13 protein-coding genes are annotated in these 16,896 nt (G+C 51.7%); 9 read left to right on the forward strand and 4 right to left on the reverse strand.

The window, feature by feature from the left end:
* Positions 1-517 precede the first annotated feature (517 nt).
* Positions 518-3,139 (forward strand): cell cycle histidine kinase CckA, encoded by a 2,622-nt coding sequence (cckA, locus tag F7P81_RS07630; protein ID WP_151159092.1) that lies wholly within the window; start codon positions 518-520, stop codon positions 3,137-3,139.
* 115 nt (positions 3,140-3,254) lie between these two features.
* Positions 3,255-4,358, forward strand: a complete 1,104-nt coding sequence (locus tag F7P81_RS07635; protein ID WP_022709445.1) for a branched-chain amino acid ABC transporter substrate-binding protein — start codon at positions 3,255-3,257, stop codon at positions 4,356-4,358.
* A 76-nt stretch (positions 4,359-4,434) separates the two neighbouring features.
* Here the strand turns inward: F7P81_RS07635 and F7P81_RS07640 are convergent, their stop codons facing one another.
* Both F7P81_RS07640 and F7P81_RS07645 read right to left on the reverse strand, forming a co-directional pair.
* Positions 4,435-5,670 (reverse strand): MFS transporter, encoded by a 1,236-nt coding sequence (locus F7P81_RS07640; protein WP_210246209.1) that lies wholly within the window; start codon positions 5,668-5,670, stop codon positions 4,435-4,437.
* A gap of 266 nt (positions 5,671-5,936) precedes the next feature.
* Positions 5,937-6,785: a MurR/RpiR family transcriptional regulator gene (locus F7P81_RS07645; protein ID WP_051139069.1), complete on the reverse strand. Its 849-nt coding sequence runs from the start codon at positions 6,783-6,785 to the stop codon at positions 5,937-5,939.
* Positions 6,786-6,998: 213 nt separating this feature from the next.
* On the opposite strand from F7P81_RS07645, the gene F7P81_RS07650 reads away from it, so the two are divergent.
* The 7 genes from F7P81_RS07650 to F7P81_RS07680 all read left to right on the forward strand — a co-directional run bounded on the left by F7P81_RS07650 (position 6,999) and on the right by F7P81_RS07680 (position 15,244).
* Positions 6,999-7,772: an N-formylglutamate amidohydrolase gene (locus tag F7P81_RS07650; RefSeq protein WP_151159361.1), complete on the forward strand. Its 774-nt coding sequence runs from the start codon at positions 6,999-7,001 to the stop codon at positions 7,770-7,772.
* A gap of 129 nt (positions 7,773-7,901) precedes the next feature.
* Positions 7,902-8,462, forward strand: coding sequence for a TRAP transporter small permease subunit (locus F7P81_RS07655; protein ID WP_116087403.1), 561 nt, complete (start codon positions 7,902-7,904; stop codon positions 8,460-8,462).
* Positions 8,459-9,784 carry a TRAP transporter large permease gene (locus tag F7P81_RS07660; RefSeq protein WP_075654947.1) on the forward strand — a complete coding sequence of 442 codons (1,326 nt, stop codon included), beginning with the start codon at positions 8,459-8,461 and terminating at the stop codon, positions 9,782-9,784. The genes F7P81_RS07655 and F7P81_RS07660 overlap by 4 nt, the downstream gene beginning before the upstream one ends.
* A gap of 175 nt (positions 9,785-9,959) precedes the next feature.
* Positions 9,960-11,030, forward strand: a complete 1,071-nt coding sequence (locus F7P81_RS07665; RefSeq protein ID WP_075654949.1) for a TRAP transporter substrate-binding protein — start codon at positions 9,960-9,962, stop codon at positions 11,028-11,030.
* An 82-nt stretch (positions 11,031-11,112) separates the two neighbouring features.
* The gene (locus tag F7P81_RS07670; RefSeq protein WP_022711943.1) at positions 11,113-12,483 is read left to right on the forward strand and encodes a glutamine synthetase family protein; all 1,371 of its coding nucleotides are present in this window, start codon (positions 11,113-11,115) and stop codon (positions 12,481-12,483) included.
* Between the two features lie 168 nt (positions 12,484-12,651).
* Positions 12,652-14,037 carry an aldehyde dehydrogenase family protein gene (locus F7P81_RS07675; protein WP_151159093.1) on the forward strand — a complete coding sequence of 462 codons (1,386 nt, stop codon included), beginning with the start codon at positions 12,652-12,654 and terminating at the stop codon, positions 14,035-14,037.
* Between the two features lie 34 nt (positions 14,038-14,071).
* A complete protein-coding gene (locus tag F7P81_RS07680; RefSeq protein WP_151159094.1) occupies positions 14,072-15,244 on the forward strand; it encodes an iron-containing alcohol dehydrogenase in 1,173 nt (390 codons plus the stop codon).
* Positions 15,245-15,312: 68 nt separating this feature from the next.
* Here F7P81_RS07680 and F7P81_RS07685 read toward each other — a convergent pair whose 3' ends face one another.
* Both F7P81_RS07685 and F7P81_RS07690 read right to left on the reverse strand, forming a co-directional pair.
* Positions 15,313-15,816 (reverse strand): Dabb family protein, encoded by a 504-nt coding sequence (locus tag F7P81_RS07685; RefSeq protein ID WP_151159095.1) that lies wholly within the window; start codon positions 15,814-15,816, stop codon positions 15,313-15,315.
* Between the two features lie 210 nt (positions 15,817-16,026).
* Positions 16,027-16,881: an acyl-CoA thioesterase gene (locus F7P81_RS07690; protein ID WP_225684807.1), complete on the reverse strand. Its 855-nt coding sequence runs from the start codon at positions 16,879-16,881 to the stop codon at positions 16,027-16,029.
* Between the last annotated feature and the right edge of the window lie 15 nt (positions 16,882-16,896).

Consider the following 16,896-nt stretch of genomic DNA (forward strand, 5'->3'; position numbering starts at 1 on the left):
GCAGTGTTTCATAAACGCATAATCAGACAAATTGCATAATCGGCTTGTTTTTCAACACGGTTTTCAGGCCGTAACGGGCGCTTGAAACCGGTATCCTGTAAAAAATCGGAACATAATCTGCATTTGTAAAAACGCATATTGCCCGGAAAGTAAATCTTTAAGCTGAATGAAACTTTAAAACATATTTATCGGCTTGAAAATGCCCGTGACTGACGCCTGTCATAATTGGTAATTATGTCTGTAAATTACGCAATTTAATAAGAAATCAGTCCGGAATTAATGGCTTGTGAAGACTGTGCAGGCAATAATGGCACTATGAGATAATTCCATTTGACTGTGAAATACTCTAAAGCATAATTCTGAAAAACCTCATAAGGCTACGCTTTGTCAGAATTGTTCAGGCCTGATATCACAAGCCTGATCCGATAGGCCGATGCCCGAAATTGCGGACGACGCATCAGCGACGGATCTGCTGAACCGCCGATGTTACGGCGCAAGAAAAGGGATAATGGGGCTTATGTCTCAGCCATCACGGACGCATTCTTTTCCAAAAACCACTGCTCCTGCTAAGAAAAACCCCGCTGCACTCAGATTGCTGACGCTGGGTATTCTGCTGATTGCCGTAGCGGGATTATATTTTGTTTTCCGTGAACAATTGGGTGATGCCTTTTTGCTGATCCTGCTCGGTCTGTTGTCGATTATGGGTGTTTTTTGCCTCATCGGCTGGGCAACCGGCCTGATCCAGTTCAGCCCGCGTGAAGATCATGACGATGTGGTCGATACGCTGCTGGATTCCATGCCTGAAGGTACGGTAATCACCGATGCCAAAGGGCATATTGTCTATGCCAATCAGGCCTATGCGCAGATGATGGGGGCGGATAATGCGGCAGAATTGCCGACGCTTGATGCCGTACTGGCCGGTGAGCCTTCGGCGCTTGAAGCGGTTTATCGCCTGAATAATGCTGTGCGTGACGGTCTGGCGGCACAGGAAGAAATCCGTCTCACTGGTGCCTCGCCGAAGGGGATGGAAGCCGCTGCATGGTATCGCGTGAAAGCACGGCCGGTGATTGCACCGCAGACCAATCCGCTCAGCGAAACCGCAGGACCTTTGTTTGCGTGGCAGATTAACGATATTTCGGAAGAGCGTGCTGAGCAGGAGCGGTTCTTTCAGGATTTGCAGGAAGCAATCGACCATCTGGATCACGCGCCTGCCGGATTTTTCTCAGCCGATGCGCAAGGCCGCATCATTTATATCAATGCCACGCTGGCTGAATGGCTGGGAATTGATCTCACCAAATTCACCGCCGGTTCGCTGACCTTGCAGGATATTGTTGCCGGTAACGGTATGTCGCTGATTAATGCGGTTCGTGCCGATCCGGGCTCCAGCCGCAATACGGTGATTGATCTTGATTTGACAAAAAGCAACGGCCAGAGCCTTGCTGTGCGCTTTTATCACCGTGTGCAGCAGCCGCGTGACGGTTCGCGCGGCACCAGCCGCACCATTGTGCTGAACCGCGCCGAGGGCAATGATTCCTCCGCTGCACAGCGTTCCGCCGAAGTGCGCTTTACCCGCTTCTTCAACTCCGCGCCGATGGCGATTGCTTCGGTGGATGTGAATGGCCGTATTCTTTCGACCAATGCACGTTTTCTGGATATTTTCGGTTCTGATGTGGATCGCGATACGCTGGATAAACAGATTTCTCTGGAAAGCGTGGTGCATCCGCGTGACCGTGAGACGATTTCCCGTGCGCTGGCCTCCGCCTTTGCGGGGCAGGCAACGATCTCGCCGATTGATACGGTTCTGCCGGGCAATGATGAACGTCATATCCGTTTCTATGTCAGTCCGGTGTCCGACATTGGCGGCGAGGCGATAGAAGAAGCAGCGATTGTTTCTGCGGTGGAGACCACAGAGCAGAAGGCGCTGGAAGGCCAGATGGCGCAGAGCCAGAAAATGCAGGCTGTCGGCCAGCTTGCAGGCGGTATCGCGCATGACTTCAATAACGTGCTGACCGCGATCATCATGTCTTCGGATTTGCTGCTCAGCAACCACCGTGCGTCTGATCCGTCCTTCCCGGATATTATGAACATTAAGCAGAATGCCAACCGTGCCGCTTCGCTGGTACGCCAGTTGCTGGCATTCTCGCGTCGTCAGACCCTGCGTCCGGAAGTGCTGGATCTCACCGATGTGCTGGCTGATCTGCGTATGCTGCTTGCCCGTCTTGTCGGTACGGATATTGCACTGAAAATCGAACATGGTCGCGATCTGTGGCCGGTGAAAGCCGACCTTGGTCAGTTTGAACAGGTAGCCGTCAACCTCGTGGTCAATGCCCGTGATGCGATGCCGGATGGCGGTACGATTACAATCCGCACCCGCAATGTTGAAGAAGCCGAGACCGTTGCGCTTGGCTATCGCGAATTGCCGCAGGCCGATTATGTGCTCTATGAAGTTGAAGATTCGGGCACAGGTATTCCGTCGGATATTCTTGCCAAGATTTTCGAGCCGTTCTTTACGACTAAAGAAGTAGGCAAGGGCACAGGTCTCGGTCTCTCGATGGTCTATGGCATTATCAAACAGACCGGCGGCTTCATCTTCTGTGACTCCACACTGGGTAAAGGCACGGTCTTCCGTATCTATCTGCCGCGTTTCATTGAAGAAAAAGCACCGGTTGTACTGGATGCTAATGGTCAGCCTGATGAGCAGGCTGTGGTCGCCAAAAAGCCTGCTGCCGTTGAAAAGAAAGCAGAAAAACAGGCTGATCTGTCCGGTTCCGCAACCGTGTTGCTGGTTGAGGATGAGGATGCGGTGCGTATGGGTGGTGTCCGCGCATTGCAGACCAGAGGTTACACAGTTCATGAAGCTTCGTCCGGCGTTGAAGCGCTGGAAGTGCTGGAAGAACTGGAAGGCAAGGTCGATATTATCGTTTCCGATGTGGTTATGCCGGAAATGGATGGTCCTACGCTGTTAAGAGAGTTGCGCAAATCCTATCCAAACATTAAGTTTATTTTCGTTTCAGGCTATGCTGAAGATGCTTTTGCAAAGAATCTGCCTGAAGATGCTCAATTCGGGTTCCTTCCGAAGCCGTTTTCCCTGAAGCAGCTGGCAACCGCTGTGAAGGAGATGCTGGAGAAAGAAGACTGAGTGTCTGACCAGTTATTGGGACAGGCGGGGGGCGAGGTTGAACCGGTGCGCAACTTTAAGCGCATACGGGGCTTATGTTTTAACTGTCCCGTTGGGGACTGTATTGGAGGAAGAAATGCGTCTGTCTTTATTATCCGGAGTAGCCTTTGCTGCAACACTTGCGTTTGCTTCCCAGGCTCAGGCTGATATCACCATTGGTTTGATCGCACCGGTTACCGGCAGCGTGGCTGCCTATGGTATTCAGGTGAAAAACGGTGCTGAAACCGCTGTAGAAAATATCAATAAAAACGGCGGTATTCTTGGTGAGAAAGTCGTTCTGAAGCTTGTTGATGATGCGGCAGATCCGAAACAGGGTGTTTCCGGCGCCAACCAGCTGATCGGTGACGGCGTTAAATTTGTTGTTGGTCCTGTGACCTCCGGTTCGGCAATGGCCGTTTCCGATGCGCTGGCTGAAGCCGGTGTGGTTATGGTAACACCGACAGCAACTTCACCTAACCTGACAAATCGCGGTCTGGAAAATGTTTTCCGTACCTGCGGCCGTGATGACCAGCAGGCCGTTGTTGCCGCTGAATATGTGGCAAAAAATCTGGCTGACAAAAAGGTCGGTGTTCTGCACGATAAAGCCCCTTACGGTCAGGGTCTTGCAGACAGCTTCAAAGACAGCCTGAACAAGGCCGGTGTGAAAGAGGTTCTGTATGAATCCCTGACACCGGGTGAAAAAGATCTCAGCGCACTGGTGAGCAAGATCAAAAACAGCGGCGTGGAAGTGCTGTATTTCGGTGGTTATCATCCGGAAGCCGGTCTTCTGTCCCGTCAGCTTTCGGATCAGGGCGTGAAACTGCTGCTGATCGGTGGTGAAGGCCTGTCCAATACTGAATATTGGGCGATTGCCGGTGAAACCGGTGCAGGCACACTCTTCACCAATGCTGTTGATGTGACGCAGAACCCTGCTGCTGCTGAAGCTGTGGACGCGCTGAAGGCCAAGAATATTGCGCCGGAAGTGTTCACACTGAATGGTTATGCTGCTGTTCAGGTGCTGAAAGACGGTATCGAGAAAGTCGGTAAAGCTGATGATCCGGCAGCCGTTGCCAAGGCTCTGCATGATGGTCTGGAAGCCAAAACCATTATCGGTAACCTGACCTATGACAAAAACGGCGATCTGACTTCCCCGACCTTCGTGGTCTATAAATGGGAAGACGGCAAAATCGTTGCCAATTAATCAGGTCTTTTGAGCTAAAGAGAAAGCCGGCAGAACGATGGTTCTGCCGGCTTTTTTATTGGTTGTATTTATGGTCTCAGGTGCCGCTGCGGCGTGCATCCCACAGGGCAATTGCCCAGATGATGAGACCGCCCAGCGCCAGTGCACAGCCGACAAAACCGGAAGAGGCAAAGCCATAGCCTGCGGCAATGGAAAGGCCAGCCAGCCACGGGCCAAGGGCATTGGCAACATTGAAGGCACTGTGATTAAGCGCTGCGGCAAGGGTCTGAGCATCCTGCGCTACATCCATCAAACGGGTTTGCAGGACAGTTCCGAGGCCGCCGGTACAGCCGATCAGGAAAACCAGCGCGGTCAAAATCCAGACATTCATCACCACGAATGGGAAGATTGCCAGAAAGATTGCATTTGACAGCAGCAGAATACCGGCAGTCGGCATCAGGGCGCGGTCAGCACCCCAAGAGCCGATCAGCGTGCCGCAGGTCATGCCCGCGCCAAAAACAGTCAGCACAACCGGAACCCAATAGGGCGCAACGCCGGTGACTTCCAGCAGGGTGGAGGCAATATAGGAATAGACTGCAAACAGACCACCGAAGCCGACCGCACCAATGCCAAGTGTCAGCCAGACCTGACGGTTCTTCAAAGCGGCCAGTTCACGCAGTGGCGTGGCACCGGGGCGTGGCGGGTCTTTCGGGGCAAAAGCCATAATCATCAGAAAAGTGAGCGTGGCCAGAATACCGGTAACACCGAAACCCCAGCGCCAGCCGAGATGCTGCCCGAGCCATGTGGCAAAAGGCACACCGATTACGGTTGCGATAGACAGGCCGAGCATAACACGGCCAACAGCCCATGCACGGCGGTTCATTGGCACCAGTGAGGCGGCCATCAGCGCGGCCACACCAAAATAGGCGCCATGCGGCAGGCCGCTCATAAAGCGAAACAGCAGCATCCAGTGATAAGAAGGCGACAAGGCACTGAGCACATTGGCGACGGCAAATACAGCCATCAGCCCCATAGCCAGTGTGCGGCGTGACATACGTGCGAAGAAGACAGCGAGAATTGGCGCGCCGACGACCACACCCAGCGCATAGGCGCTGATGACATGACCGGCGGTTGGCTCATCAATGCCTAAGCCTGCGGAGAAATAAGGCAGCAGGGACATGGCCGCAAATTCGGTGGTGCCGATAGCAAAGCCACCCATTGCCAGTGCCAGCAAAACCAGTTTGAAATTTGTTGTATCTGCGCTTGTAGCAAGCGTTTCAGCATCGGCCAGAGCTGGGGCGTCCAGCACCATGGCGGGGGAGGAATCTGTCATTTCATTTTTCCTGAAACAGCATGTGCGACTGTTTCTGATAGGGGGCGGACACAAATTGAAAGTGTCTTAGGCAACTCTCATTATGTGCGTTTATTTTAAAAGCTCAGGGCGTGATCCGGCCTGAAGAGGAATTCAGTCAAATCCGTTTGTGCCTCCCACACGCGCGGTTCATCTGAATTTTTGTCGCCTTCCCATTACATCGAAAGATGCATGGTTGGAAGAAAAGAGTTTTTATAAAAATCTCTACCGGAGAAATGTGAAGCTTATTATGGCCGGTTTCTGAAGCGCAGACCTTCCAGTTCTTTAATACGCGCGGCACTGTCTTGTTCCAGCTGTATGGTCATTTCCCGAATGATGCTTTCCGCCAGTACGAACAACGCGGCGGAAGAATCCCATGCCGAGGGAACGCCGGTGCGCCCCGCAATCACATGACGGGCAAAACGGGCAATCGGCGACAGCCACTGATCCGTTATCAGCACAATATCAACGCCGCGGCTTTTGGCGGTTTCAGCCAGATGCAGCAGACTGTCCTGATAGCGGCGGATGTCGAAGACAATCAATATATCCTTTTTGCCCATATCCAGCAGCCTGTCACGCCATGCGCTTTCCTGCCCCGACAGGTGGAAAACATGCGGGCGGATCACGGTCATATGCGCAGCCATATATTGCGCAATGGGATCGGTAAAACGCCCGCCGATCAGATAAATATTGCCGCGTGCACAGGCCAGCGCAGTGACGATATCGCTTAACTGTTTCTCACTGATATGGCGGAAAGTTTCGCGGATATTTTCAAGACTGTGTTCGACTGCCGGATAATCGGTGTCCGGCTGGCTTTGCCGGTTTTCATTGCGGTTATGGGGAGATTGCAGCTGGGCGGCCAGTTCATCCTGCAAACGCGCCTGAAAATCGGAATAATTCTGAAAACCGAGCCGGTTGATAAACCGCAGAATAGTCGGGGAACTCACTCCTGCCTGAGCAGAAAATTCGGCAACGGTTTTAAGGCCAAGCATCGGATAACTGGCAATCAGCGTTTGTGCGGCATTGCGCTCACCCGGAGGCATTGTGTCAATCCGCTCGGTTATCAGTTCGGCGATACTGGTGAAATTGTTCATCATAAAACACCTGTTTGCATCAGTGGACTGAATGGCCCGCTTTTTGATTCAACCCATTTAAAAATACTATTTGACAAAAGATAATAATGCGTATGAGATGATACACAATAGTGCGAAATAAAAAATAACGTAACATAAGTTACATGTGTAAATGATAAAATTTACTCGCATGAGGGGGGAAGAATGGCGGAAATTCGCGGTTCTCACGGCAATGATATGCATACCCGTTATTCTGATGCCGGTGGCGATATACCGGCTGTCACTGTTCTCAATGAGCAGGGTGAAAGCCCGTATCTGCTGATCTGTGAACATGCCACGAATTTTATGCCGGAGAGATTTGCACGCCTCGGATTGAGCGAGGCTGATATGTCCGCCCATATTGCATGGGATCCGGGTGCGGCTGAGGTCGCGCGGCGTATGAGTAAAGCGCTGGATGCTACGCTTGTTGAGGCCGGTCTTTCCCGCTTGCTGATTGATTGTAACCGGCCGCTTTCCGCGCCGGATCTTATTCCTGAGATCAGTGAGTTTACGGTGATACCAGGTAATCACAATCTGTCAGAGGCAGAGCGGCAGGAGCGTATATCCCTGTCGCACAAGCCTTTTCACGATAAAATCGAAGAAGTTATTGAGGCGCGCAAAAAACGCGGACAGGAAAGCCGCGTTATAACCATTCACTCCTATACGCCGGTTTATAAAGGTGTCGGGCGGCCATGGGAAATCGGGATCATTCATGATGCTGATGACAGGCTGGGTGCGCGTATGATCGCGGGTTTGCGCAAAGACGGGGAAAGCTCAGGCATCAATGTTGGCGTGAACCAGCCTTATTCGCCGGATGACCGTGTTTATTACACCGTGGAATGTCATGCGCGTAAACGGGGTGATCTCTGCGCGATGGTGGAAATCCGCAATAATGAAATTGCTGACGAGAAAGGGCATGCGCTTTGGGCTGCCCGTCTGTCGTCAATCTTACAGGAAATTGAGATTACATAAGGAGTGACGACCTTAACCGCATTCTGTTGAGGAGCAGGCGGGGTTCAAGGGAAACAGGTAACTGGTGAAATACAGGCAAAAGAGCCGGAAAACCGGTCATAAAACGCCTGAAGCAACGGGAACAAAAAAGTGCCGAAAATACTCAGACTCTTCGTAAAATATGTCGATGCGCTGAATTATCGGGTCGGTCGCTGTGCGATGTATCTTATCTTTTTGATGGCAGCCTGCCTGCTTTACTCCACCTTTTCACGGGTTGTGCTGGGCGCGCCGGTGAACTGGGTGCTGGAAATGTCCCAGTTCATTCTCTCGGCCTATTATCTGCTGGGCGGTGCCTATGCGATGCAGCAGGGCGCTCATGTGCGGATGGATTTGTTTTATGACCGTTTTGCGCCGAAGAAGAAGGCGCTGACAGATGTCATTACAATTCTCTGCGTGATCTTCTATCTCGTTGTGATGTTCGCGGGCGGGCTTTCCAGCACCAATTACGCCTATGTCTATAATCAGCGCAATTACACGGCATGGGCTCCGGTGCTGTGGCCGATCAAAACGCTGATGACGCTCGGTGTTTTCCTGCTGCTGCTGCAGTGCATCTCCAATCTTATCAAAGATTTCGCGATCTGGCGCGGCACGCCGATCAAACCTGCTGCTTACATACCTGATGCCGCACCGCAGGAAGGGCAAACTGTATGAGTTCGGAATTCATTACTCTTTTCATGTTTGCCACAATGATGGTGCTGCTGATGACAGGGCAGCGCGTATTCGGTGTGATCGGTTTTGTCGGTTCGCTGGCGGCGCTGCTGCTCTGGGGTAACGGCGCGTTTGAAATGCCGTTCAACGCCACTTTTGCGGTGCTGAACTGGTATCCTCTGATTACCGTGCCGTTCTTTGTGTTTATGGGCTATATGCTCTCGGAATCCGGCATTGCCAGCAATCTCTACCGCATGTTCCATGTCTGGTTCGGCGGTATTCGCGGCGGTCTGGCACTTGGTACCATCGGGCTGATGGTTGTGATTTCCTCTATGAACGGCCTGAGTGTGGCCGGTATGGCCATTGGTGCAACGGTGGCACTGCCGGAGCTGCTGAAGCGCGGCTATAACAAGATTATGGTGACCGGCGTTATTCAGGCGGGCAGCTCGCTGGGTATTCTGATCCCGCCGAGTGTGGTGCTGGTGCTTTATGCGATGATTGCGCGTCAGCCGGTACTGCAATTATGGCTGGCAGGTATCGGGCCGGGCTTGCTGATGGCCACATTATTTGCAGTCTATATCTATATCCGCTGCCGGATTAATCCTGAGCTCGGGCCAACATTGCCTAAAGAAGAGCTGGACAGCATTACTTGGGCGGAGAAGTTTTCAACGCTGCGCGCCGGTCTGCTGCCTCTGATTATTTTCGGCACAATGATGGGGCTGTTTCTGACCGGTGTTACCAGTCTGGTGGAAAGCTCGGTAGTCGGCGCTTTGCTGGCAACTTTGGCGGCATTGTTCACAGGGCGGATGACCAAAGCAGTTTGGGAAACCACAACCCGCAACTCGCTGATGATCTCTTGTATGTTCCTCTGGATCATTCTCGCGGCGCTGTGCTTCTCATCCGTTTATGATGGTCTGGGTGCAGTGAAGGCGATTGAAAAACTGCTGATCGGTACATTTGATCTGTCGCCATGGACAATTCTGATCCTGATGCTGCTGTCCTTTGTTGTGCTTGGCATGTTTCTGGATGACACAGCGATGCTGGTTATCGTGGCGCCGCTCTATATTCCGCTGGTTAAAAGCCTCGGATTCAATGCGATCTGGTTCGGTATTCTCTACACGATCACCTGTCAGATTGCCTATATCACCCCGCCTTTCGGCTATAACCTGTTCATGATGCGGGCGCTCGCACCGTCCAGCGTGACCATGGTTGATATTTATAAATCTATCGTTCCGTTCTTCTTCCTGATGGTGCTGACGGTCATCATTCTGATGATCTTCCCGCAGATCGCTCTGTGGCTGCCAAACTGGTATTCGGGACGCTGATAAAGTGTGAAGTGCATAACGCAGTTCAAAAAAAGGCAACAAGCCAAAACTGCGGTGAAGGGAACCAAAACTGAATGTGAAGTAGTTTGTTATCGCAGTTTCAAACTGAGAGAATTGGCGAAAAACCGGTTACCACTTTTCTCAGAAACTGCCCATTGCGACGGGAGACACGCAAATGAGTGACAGCAAATTTCTGAATAAGCGCGACTTTCTTAAAAAGTCTGCATTGACCACTGTCGGGGCTGTTGGCGCAACTGCACTCGCCACCCCTTATGTGAAAGCACAGAGCCCGATTAAATGGCGTCTGCAAACCTATGCAGGGCCTGCTCTGGCTGAACACGTCATCAAGCCTTCCATCGATGCTTTTAACAAGGCTGCCAATGGCGAGATGGTGATTGAGCTTTATACTTCCGATCAGCTGGTGCCGCAGGGCGAATTGTTCCGTGCGGTGCAGGCGGGTACCATTGATGCGGCGCAGTCTGATGATGACTCCATGGCATCACCAGTGGACGTGTCGGTGTTCGGGGCGTATTTCCCGTTCGCTTCACGTTACAGCCTTGATGTGCCGGTACTGTTCAACTGGTACGGCCTGAATGAAATCTGGGAAGAAGCCTATAAGGAAATTCCGGGTGTCACATGGCTCAGTGCCGGTTCATGGGATCCGTGTAACTTCGCAACCACCAAGCCGATCCGCTCGCTGGAAGACCTGAAAGGCCTGCGCGTCTTTACCTTCCCGACAGGTGGTCAGTTCCTTACCCGTTTTGGTGTGGTGCCTGTGACCCTGCCTTGGGAAGATATTGAAGTGGCCATTCAGACCGGTGAACTTGACGGCGTGTGCTGGTCGGGCGCGACCGAAGTTTATACAGTCGGCTGGGCTGATATTAATAAATATTATCTCACCAATAATATCAGCGGTGCCTGGGCAGGTTCCTATTTTGCCAATACGGAAAAATGGAATGCCGTGCCTGCGCATTTGCAGCAGCTGTTTAAACTCAGCATGGACAGCTCCCATTACTACCGCCAGCATTGGTACTGGTGGGGTGAAGCCCATTACCGCACCACCGGCGGCAAGCTTGAGCTGACAACTATTCCGGAAGCGGAATGGGGCAAAGTTGAAGATGAGGCCATGAAGTTCTGGGATGAAATTGCGGCCAAGAGCCCGCGCAATGCCAAAGTGGTTGAAATCCTGAAGAAATATCAGGAAACCATGCGCAAAGCCGGTGCACCATATCGCTACGGAGCATAACCAAAATTTACAAAAACTGTCGCCGCCGGAGGGGCGGCGACACTCCATTCTAATAAAATGCCGATGAAGCACGGAGTTGTAAATGACCGGAAACCTGACTTTTGATGCGCTGAAAAAAGCGGTCGCTAATGATGAGATTGATACCGTGCTCGTCTGCCTGACAGATATGCAGGGACGACTGGTTGGCAAGCGTTTCTATGCGCAGTTTTTTGTTGAATCTGCCTATGATGAAACCCATGGCTGCAGCTATTTGCTGGCCGATGATATCGATATGGAACCGGTTGCCGGATATGAGGCTGCCAGTTGGGATCAGGGCTATGGCGATTTTGTCATCAAGCCGGATATGTCCACGCTGCGGATTGCGCCATGGCTGGAGAAAACCGCTCTGGTATTATGCGATGTGCTCGACCATCACGATCATTCCGATCTCGCGCACTCACCGCGCGCAATGCTGAAGAAACAGCTGGCACGGCTGAAAGAGCGCGGTTACCGCGCCTATTTTGCCTCAGAGCTTGAATTCTATCTCTTTGATGAGACTTATAAATCTGCCCGCGATAAATACTGGAAACATATGGATACATCCTCTCCGTATATTCAGGATTATATGATCCATCTGACCAGCAAGGAAGAACCGGTGCTGCGTGCGATGCGTAATCATCTTGCGAAAGCCGGTATTCCGATTGAGAATTCCAAAGGTGAGGCTGGTTCCGGTCAGCAGGAACTCAATGTGCGCTATGCGGAAGGGCTGGATATGGCCGACCGCCATGTCATCATGAAAAATGCAATGAAGGAAATTGCCGAGGCGCAGGGCAAATGTATCACCTTCATGGCGAAATATGATTATTGCAAAGCTGGCAGTTCCAGCCATGTGCATAATTCCCTGTGGAGTCTGGATGGCAGCAAGTCGCTGTTTTATGATCCGGATGCACCTTACACCATGTCGCCGCTGATGCGCTCATGGGTGGCCGGACAGCTGAAATATGCCGCCGATTACACCTATTTCCTCGCGCCTTATGTCAATTCTTACAAGCGTTTTCAGGCGGGCACTTTCGCTCCGACCAAGATCACATGGAGCCGGGATAATCGCACAGCCGGTTTCCGCCTTTGCGGCGAGGGTACCAAAGGTATTCGTATTGAATGTCGTATCGGCGGTTCTGATCTCAACCCTTATCTGGCTTTTGCGGCACTGATTGCTGCTGGTTTACGCGGTATTGATGAGAAGCTGGAACTGGAGGAGCCGTTTGTCGGCGATGCCTATGCGGCGGTGAAACTGCAAGAAATTCCATACACCCTGCGCGATGCCATTGAAACGCTGAAGAATTCTGAATTCCTGAAAGAGGCTTTGGGCGAGAAGGTTCTCAATCACTATGTCCATACGGCTGATTGGGAACAGGTTGAATATGACCGCCGTGTCACTGACTGGGAGCTACATCGTGGTTTCGAGCGCTATTAAGTGTCTGATCCAAAAGACGTCATGCCGGTCTGCAAATAGCAATTTCTCCGCTTCCGGTACTCACGTACTAAAATGTACGCTGTGTTCCGGTTCTCGAAATCACTATTTTCGCCACAGCCTGCCGCTTTTTGATTCAAACACACAGCAAATTTATAAAGGAATGAAGCCATGAGCGAAGTGGCGAGACTGATTTCTCCGATTGACGGTTCTGTTTATGCGGAACGTGCCTGCCTTGATCTGGGGCAGGTGCAAGCCGTTGTCTCTGCTGCCAGACAGGCGCAGGCAGGTTGGGCAGTACTGAGCATTGCCGAGCGTGCAAAATATTGTTCGGCGGCACTCGCTGCTTTGGCTGCAATGAATGACGAGCTGGTGCCGGAGATCGCCTGGCAGATGGGGCGGCCGGTACGCTATGGCGGAGAAAATGGCGGCGTGCAGGAGCGCGGCCAATATATGATCAATATTGCGGAAGAGGCGCTCAAACCGCTGGTGCCGGAAGAGAAAGACGGTTTCCGCCGCTATGTGAAGCATGTGCCGCTTGGTGTGGTGATGGTAATTGCGCCGTGGAACTATCCGTATCTGACAGCGGTGAATACGATTATTCCGGCGTTGATGGCGGGCAATACGGTTATCCTCAAACACGCCACGCAAACATTACTGGCCGGTGAGCGCTTTGCCAAAGCCTTTGAAATTGCCGGTCTGCCGAAAGGTGTTTTCAGTAATGTGGTGCTGGGACATGCAACCACGGAAGCGCTGCTGGCCTCCGGCACAATTGACCATGTGAATTTCACCGGTTCAGTTGGCGGCGGGCGTGCGATTGAAAAGGCCGCTGCCGGTACATTTATGAGTATCGGGCTGGAGCTTGGCGGTAAAGACCCTGCCTATGTGCTGCCGGATGTTAATGTCGAGCATGCAGTTGCCAATCTCGTAGATGGTGCATTTTTCAATTCCGGCCAGTGCTGCTGCGGTATTGAGCGCATCTATGTGCATGAGGCGGTCTATGACAAATTCGTTGACGGTTTCGTTGATCTGACCAGCCAATATGTGGTGGGCAATCCGTTGGATGCATCTTCAACTCTGGGGCCGATGGCACATGCCCGTTTTGCCGATCTGATCCGCGAACAGAAGGCGGAAGCCCTGCGTAAGGGTGCAAAAGCCCATATCAATATGCAGGTCGAGAATGACCGTGCCGGTTCGCCTTATATCGCGCCGGAAGTGCTGACCAATGTCGATCATCAGATGAGCGTGATGCGCGAAGAAAGCTTCGGGCCGATTGTCGGCATCATGAAAGTGCGCAGCGATGAAGAAGCTGTTGCGCTGATGAATGACAGCAATTTCGGGCTGACAGCATCACTCTGGACACCGGACACGGATCGTGCGGCTAATATTGCCGATCAGATTGAAACCGGCACCGTGTTTATGAACCGCTGTGATTATCTCGATCCGGGACTGGTCTGGACCGGTGTTAAAGATACGGGCAAGGGCGCTTCGCTGTCTTCTATCGGTTACGGCAATCTCACCCGTCCGAAATCCTATCATCTGCGTGAAAAAATCTGATCTGCCTTTGAATTTTGATGTGAAAGCAAATGCAATGACAACATTGATCTCAAAATGGAATTTCCCGACCACTGTGCTGTTTGGTGCCGGTCGTATTAAAGAACTGCCTGCAGTGCTGAAAGCTGCCGGTATCAGCAATCCTCTCTTCGTCACTGATCCGGGACTGGCGAAGCTGCCGGTTGTGGCATCGACTTTGGCGGTGCTGGATGAAGCCGGTGTGAAATACGGCACTTTTACCGAAGTGAAGCCAAATCCGGTCGAGAGCAATCTGACTGCCGGTGTTAAAGTCTATAATGACGGCAATCATGATGGGGTGATTGCATTCGGCGGTGGCTCAGCGCTTGATCTTGGCAAGCTGATTGCGTTTCAGGCCAAGCAGACACGTCCGGTCTGGGATTTTGAAGATATCGGCGATTGGTGGACACGTGCAGATAGTGCTGTGATTGCCCCGGTGATTGCGGTGCCGACAACAGCCGGTACCGGCTCGGAAGTTGGCCGCGCCGGTGTGCTGACCAATGAAGCCACGCACACCAAAAAAGTGATTTTCCATCCGAAAATGCTGCCGGTGACGGTGATTGCGGATCCGGAATTATCCGTTGGCATGCCACCATTCATCACCGCAGGCACAGGGCTGGATGCGCTGGCGCATTGTTTAGAAGCCTATTGCGCACCCGGTTATCACCCGATGGCGGATGGTATTGCGCTGGAAGGTATCCGGCTGGTGTTTGAAAACCTGCCGGTCGCCTATGCAAACGGGCGCGATATTACAGCGCGTGCCAATATGATGGCTGCGGCGGCAATGGGCGCAACAGCTTTCCAGAAGGGGCTTGGCGCTATCCATTCACTGTCGCATCCGATCGGTGCGCTTTATGATACGCATCATGGCATGACCAATGCGGTCTTTATGCCTTATGTGCTGCATCATAACCGTGCGGCGATTGAAACCCGTATCGGACGGTTGGCTGATTATCTTGGTATTGCAGGTGGCTTTGACGGCTTCGTTGCAGCAGTGATGAAATTGCGCAAAGAGCTGAATGTGCCGGACAGCCTGCCGGAATTTATCAAAGGTCTGGAAATGGATGATGCTCGCAAGGATATGATTGCGGAAATGGCTATTGTTGATCCGACAGCCGGTGGCAATCCGGTTGAGCTGACAAAAGAAGGCGCATTGAAGCTGCTTAATCAGGCGCTTAAAGGCACAGCCTGACAGTGTGAGTGCTGTACAGAATAAGGCGGTAGCATGAAGCTGCCGCCTTTTTGTTTTTGGAGCATGGATTATTTGTCGGAGACAAAATCAAAGACCAGCGAGCCCCGATCGGCCAATAGCGGCGCAACAAATTCTTTGAACTTCTGATGTTCCGGATCGTAAAAGGCCGGATCGATCACGGCCGGTGTGCCGACATAATAGTTCCGGTCACCTTCAGAGCGGAATTTGACAATAAATGCCTGATCGAAACCCTGACCAAGATTTTCAAAACTGTTTTGTCTGCCCGCATGAATGGAAACAATATAAGGCTCACCATTGCGCTTTGCTGTGTGCTTCATATTCCGGAAACGCAGTAAAACGGCCATGCGTTGTGCATCACTTACATCAGGCCTGTAGCGAAACAGGACAATGTGGCGAATGACACCGGGTTTATAGTCCGGCGCTGTAAAAATTTCCGGTTTTTCATCCTGCTGGAATGTAACGGGAATATGATTGCCGTGCCAAATAGATTGCGCCTGTGCGGAAGGGGTGAGAAAGAGTAATAATGCTGTCGCTTTAATGAATTGATGCATAATGGCCTCAAAATTTATTTTATGATATTCAATAAGTATTCTGAAATTAAATGCACTTTAGTATGAAATATTATGGCTTTGAGAAATATACAAAATATGATTCTAATAAAAGTGTTTTTTGTAAGTTATTGTATTTGCGGCGCAATTGACGGTTAAATGGCCGGATGCGCCGGCAAAATTACAAGATTTTGCCGGCATGAATTGATGCAGTTAAGGGCGTGAGCCTTCTTCGGCCAGTACCGGCACCGGATGGCCGCTTTCATCTACCGCTACCATGGTGAATTCACCTTTTGCAGTCATCAGGCGTTCGCCGCTCATCAGATCTTCCGACCAGAGTTCGGTGGAAACAACCACAGAGCTGCGACCGGATTTGATGACTTTAGACACGAGTTCAAGAATAGACCCCACACGCACCGGATATTTGAAATCCATTCTGCGGGAAGAAGCCAGCACAGTTGGCAGACGGCAATAACGGGTAGCGGCAATGAAAGCACTTTTGCTCATTTCAGCCATAGCCTCACCACCGAACATGGTGCCATAGGAATTGGCCTGATCCGCAAATACCACATCCGACATACGTAAAAGTGTCGGTTGGTCGTCAATAATCTCTGCCGTTTCTGTCTTCGGCATAGGCGGCAGGCTCCATGCTTTGTCTTTTGTCAGCTCTGTCTTAGCAACCATGTGAAACAGTCCGCGGGTACAGAGCACACGCTCGCCGCCGATCATATTTTCTGCCACCATTTCCACTTCAACTGAAAGCGAGGTGCGGCCGACACGGATAACTCTGGCAGTCAGTTCAACAATCTGCCCGAGCTTAACCGGCGCGGTATAATCAATACGTTCACAGGAGGCGGTAACAAAAGGCACACGGCCATGACGGGTGGCCGCAATGAACGCCACGCGATCCATCAGCGCAAAACCAGCGCCGCCGAATAATGTGCCGTGATGATTGGTGTCTCCGGGAAAAACAACTGTCACGAGACGTGAAATCAGAGGCACATCCTGACCGTAAATCATCTCATCAGATGGTTGAATTTTCTGGTCATCATTCAGGGGCGCTGTCATGGATTTGTCCTTGCA

This window comes from Pseudochrobactrum saccharolyticum, from assembly GCF_008801715.1.
Lineage (GTDB): Bacteria > Pseudomonadota > Alphaproteobacteria > Rhizobiales > Rhizobiaceae > Pseudochrobactrum > Pseudochrobactrum saccharolyticum.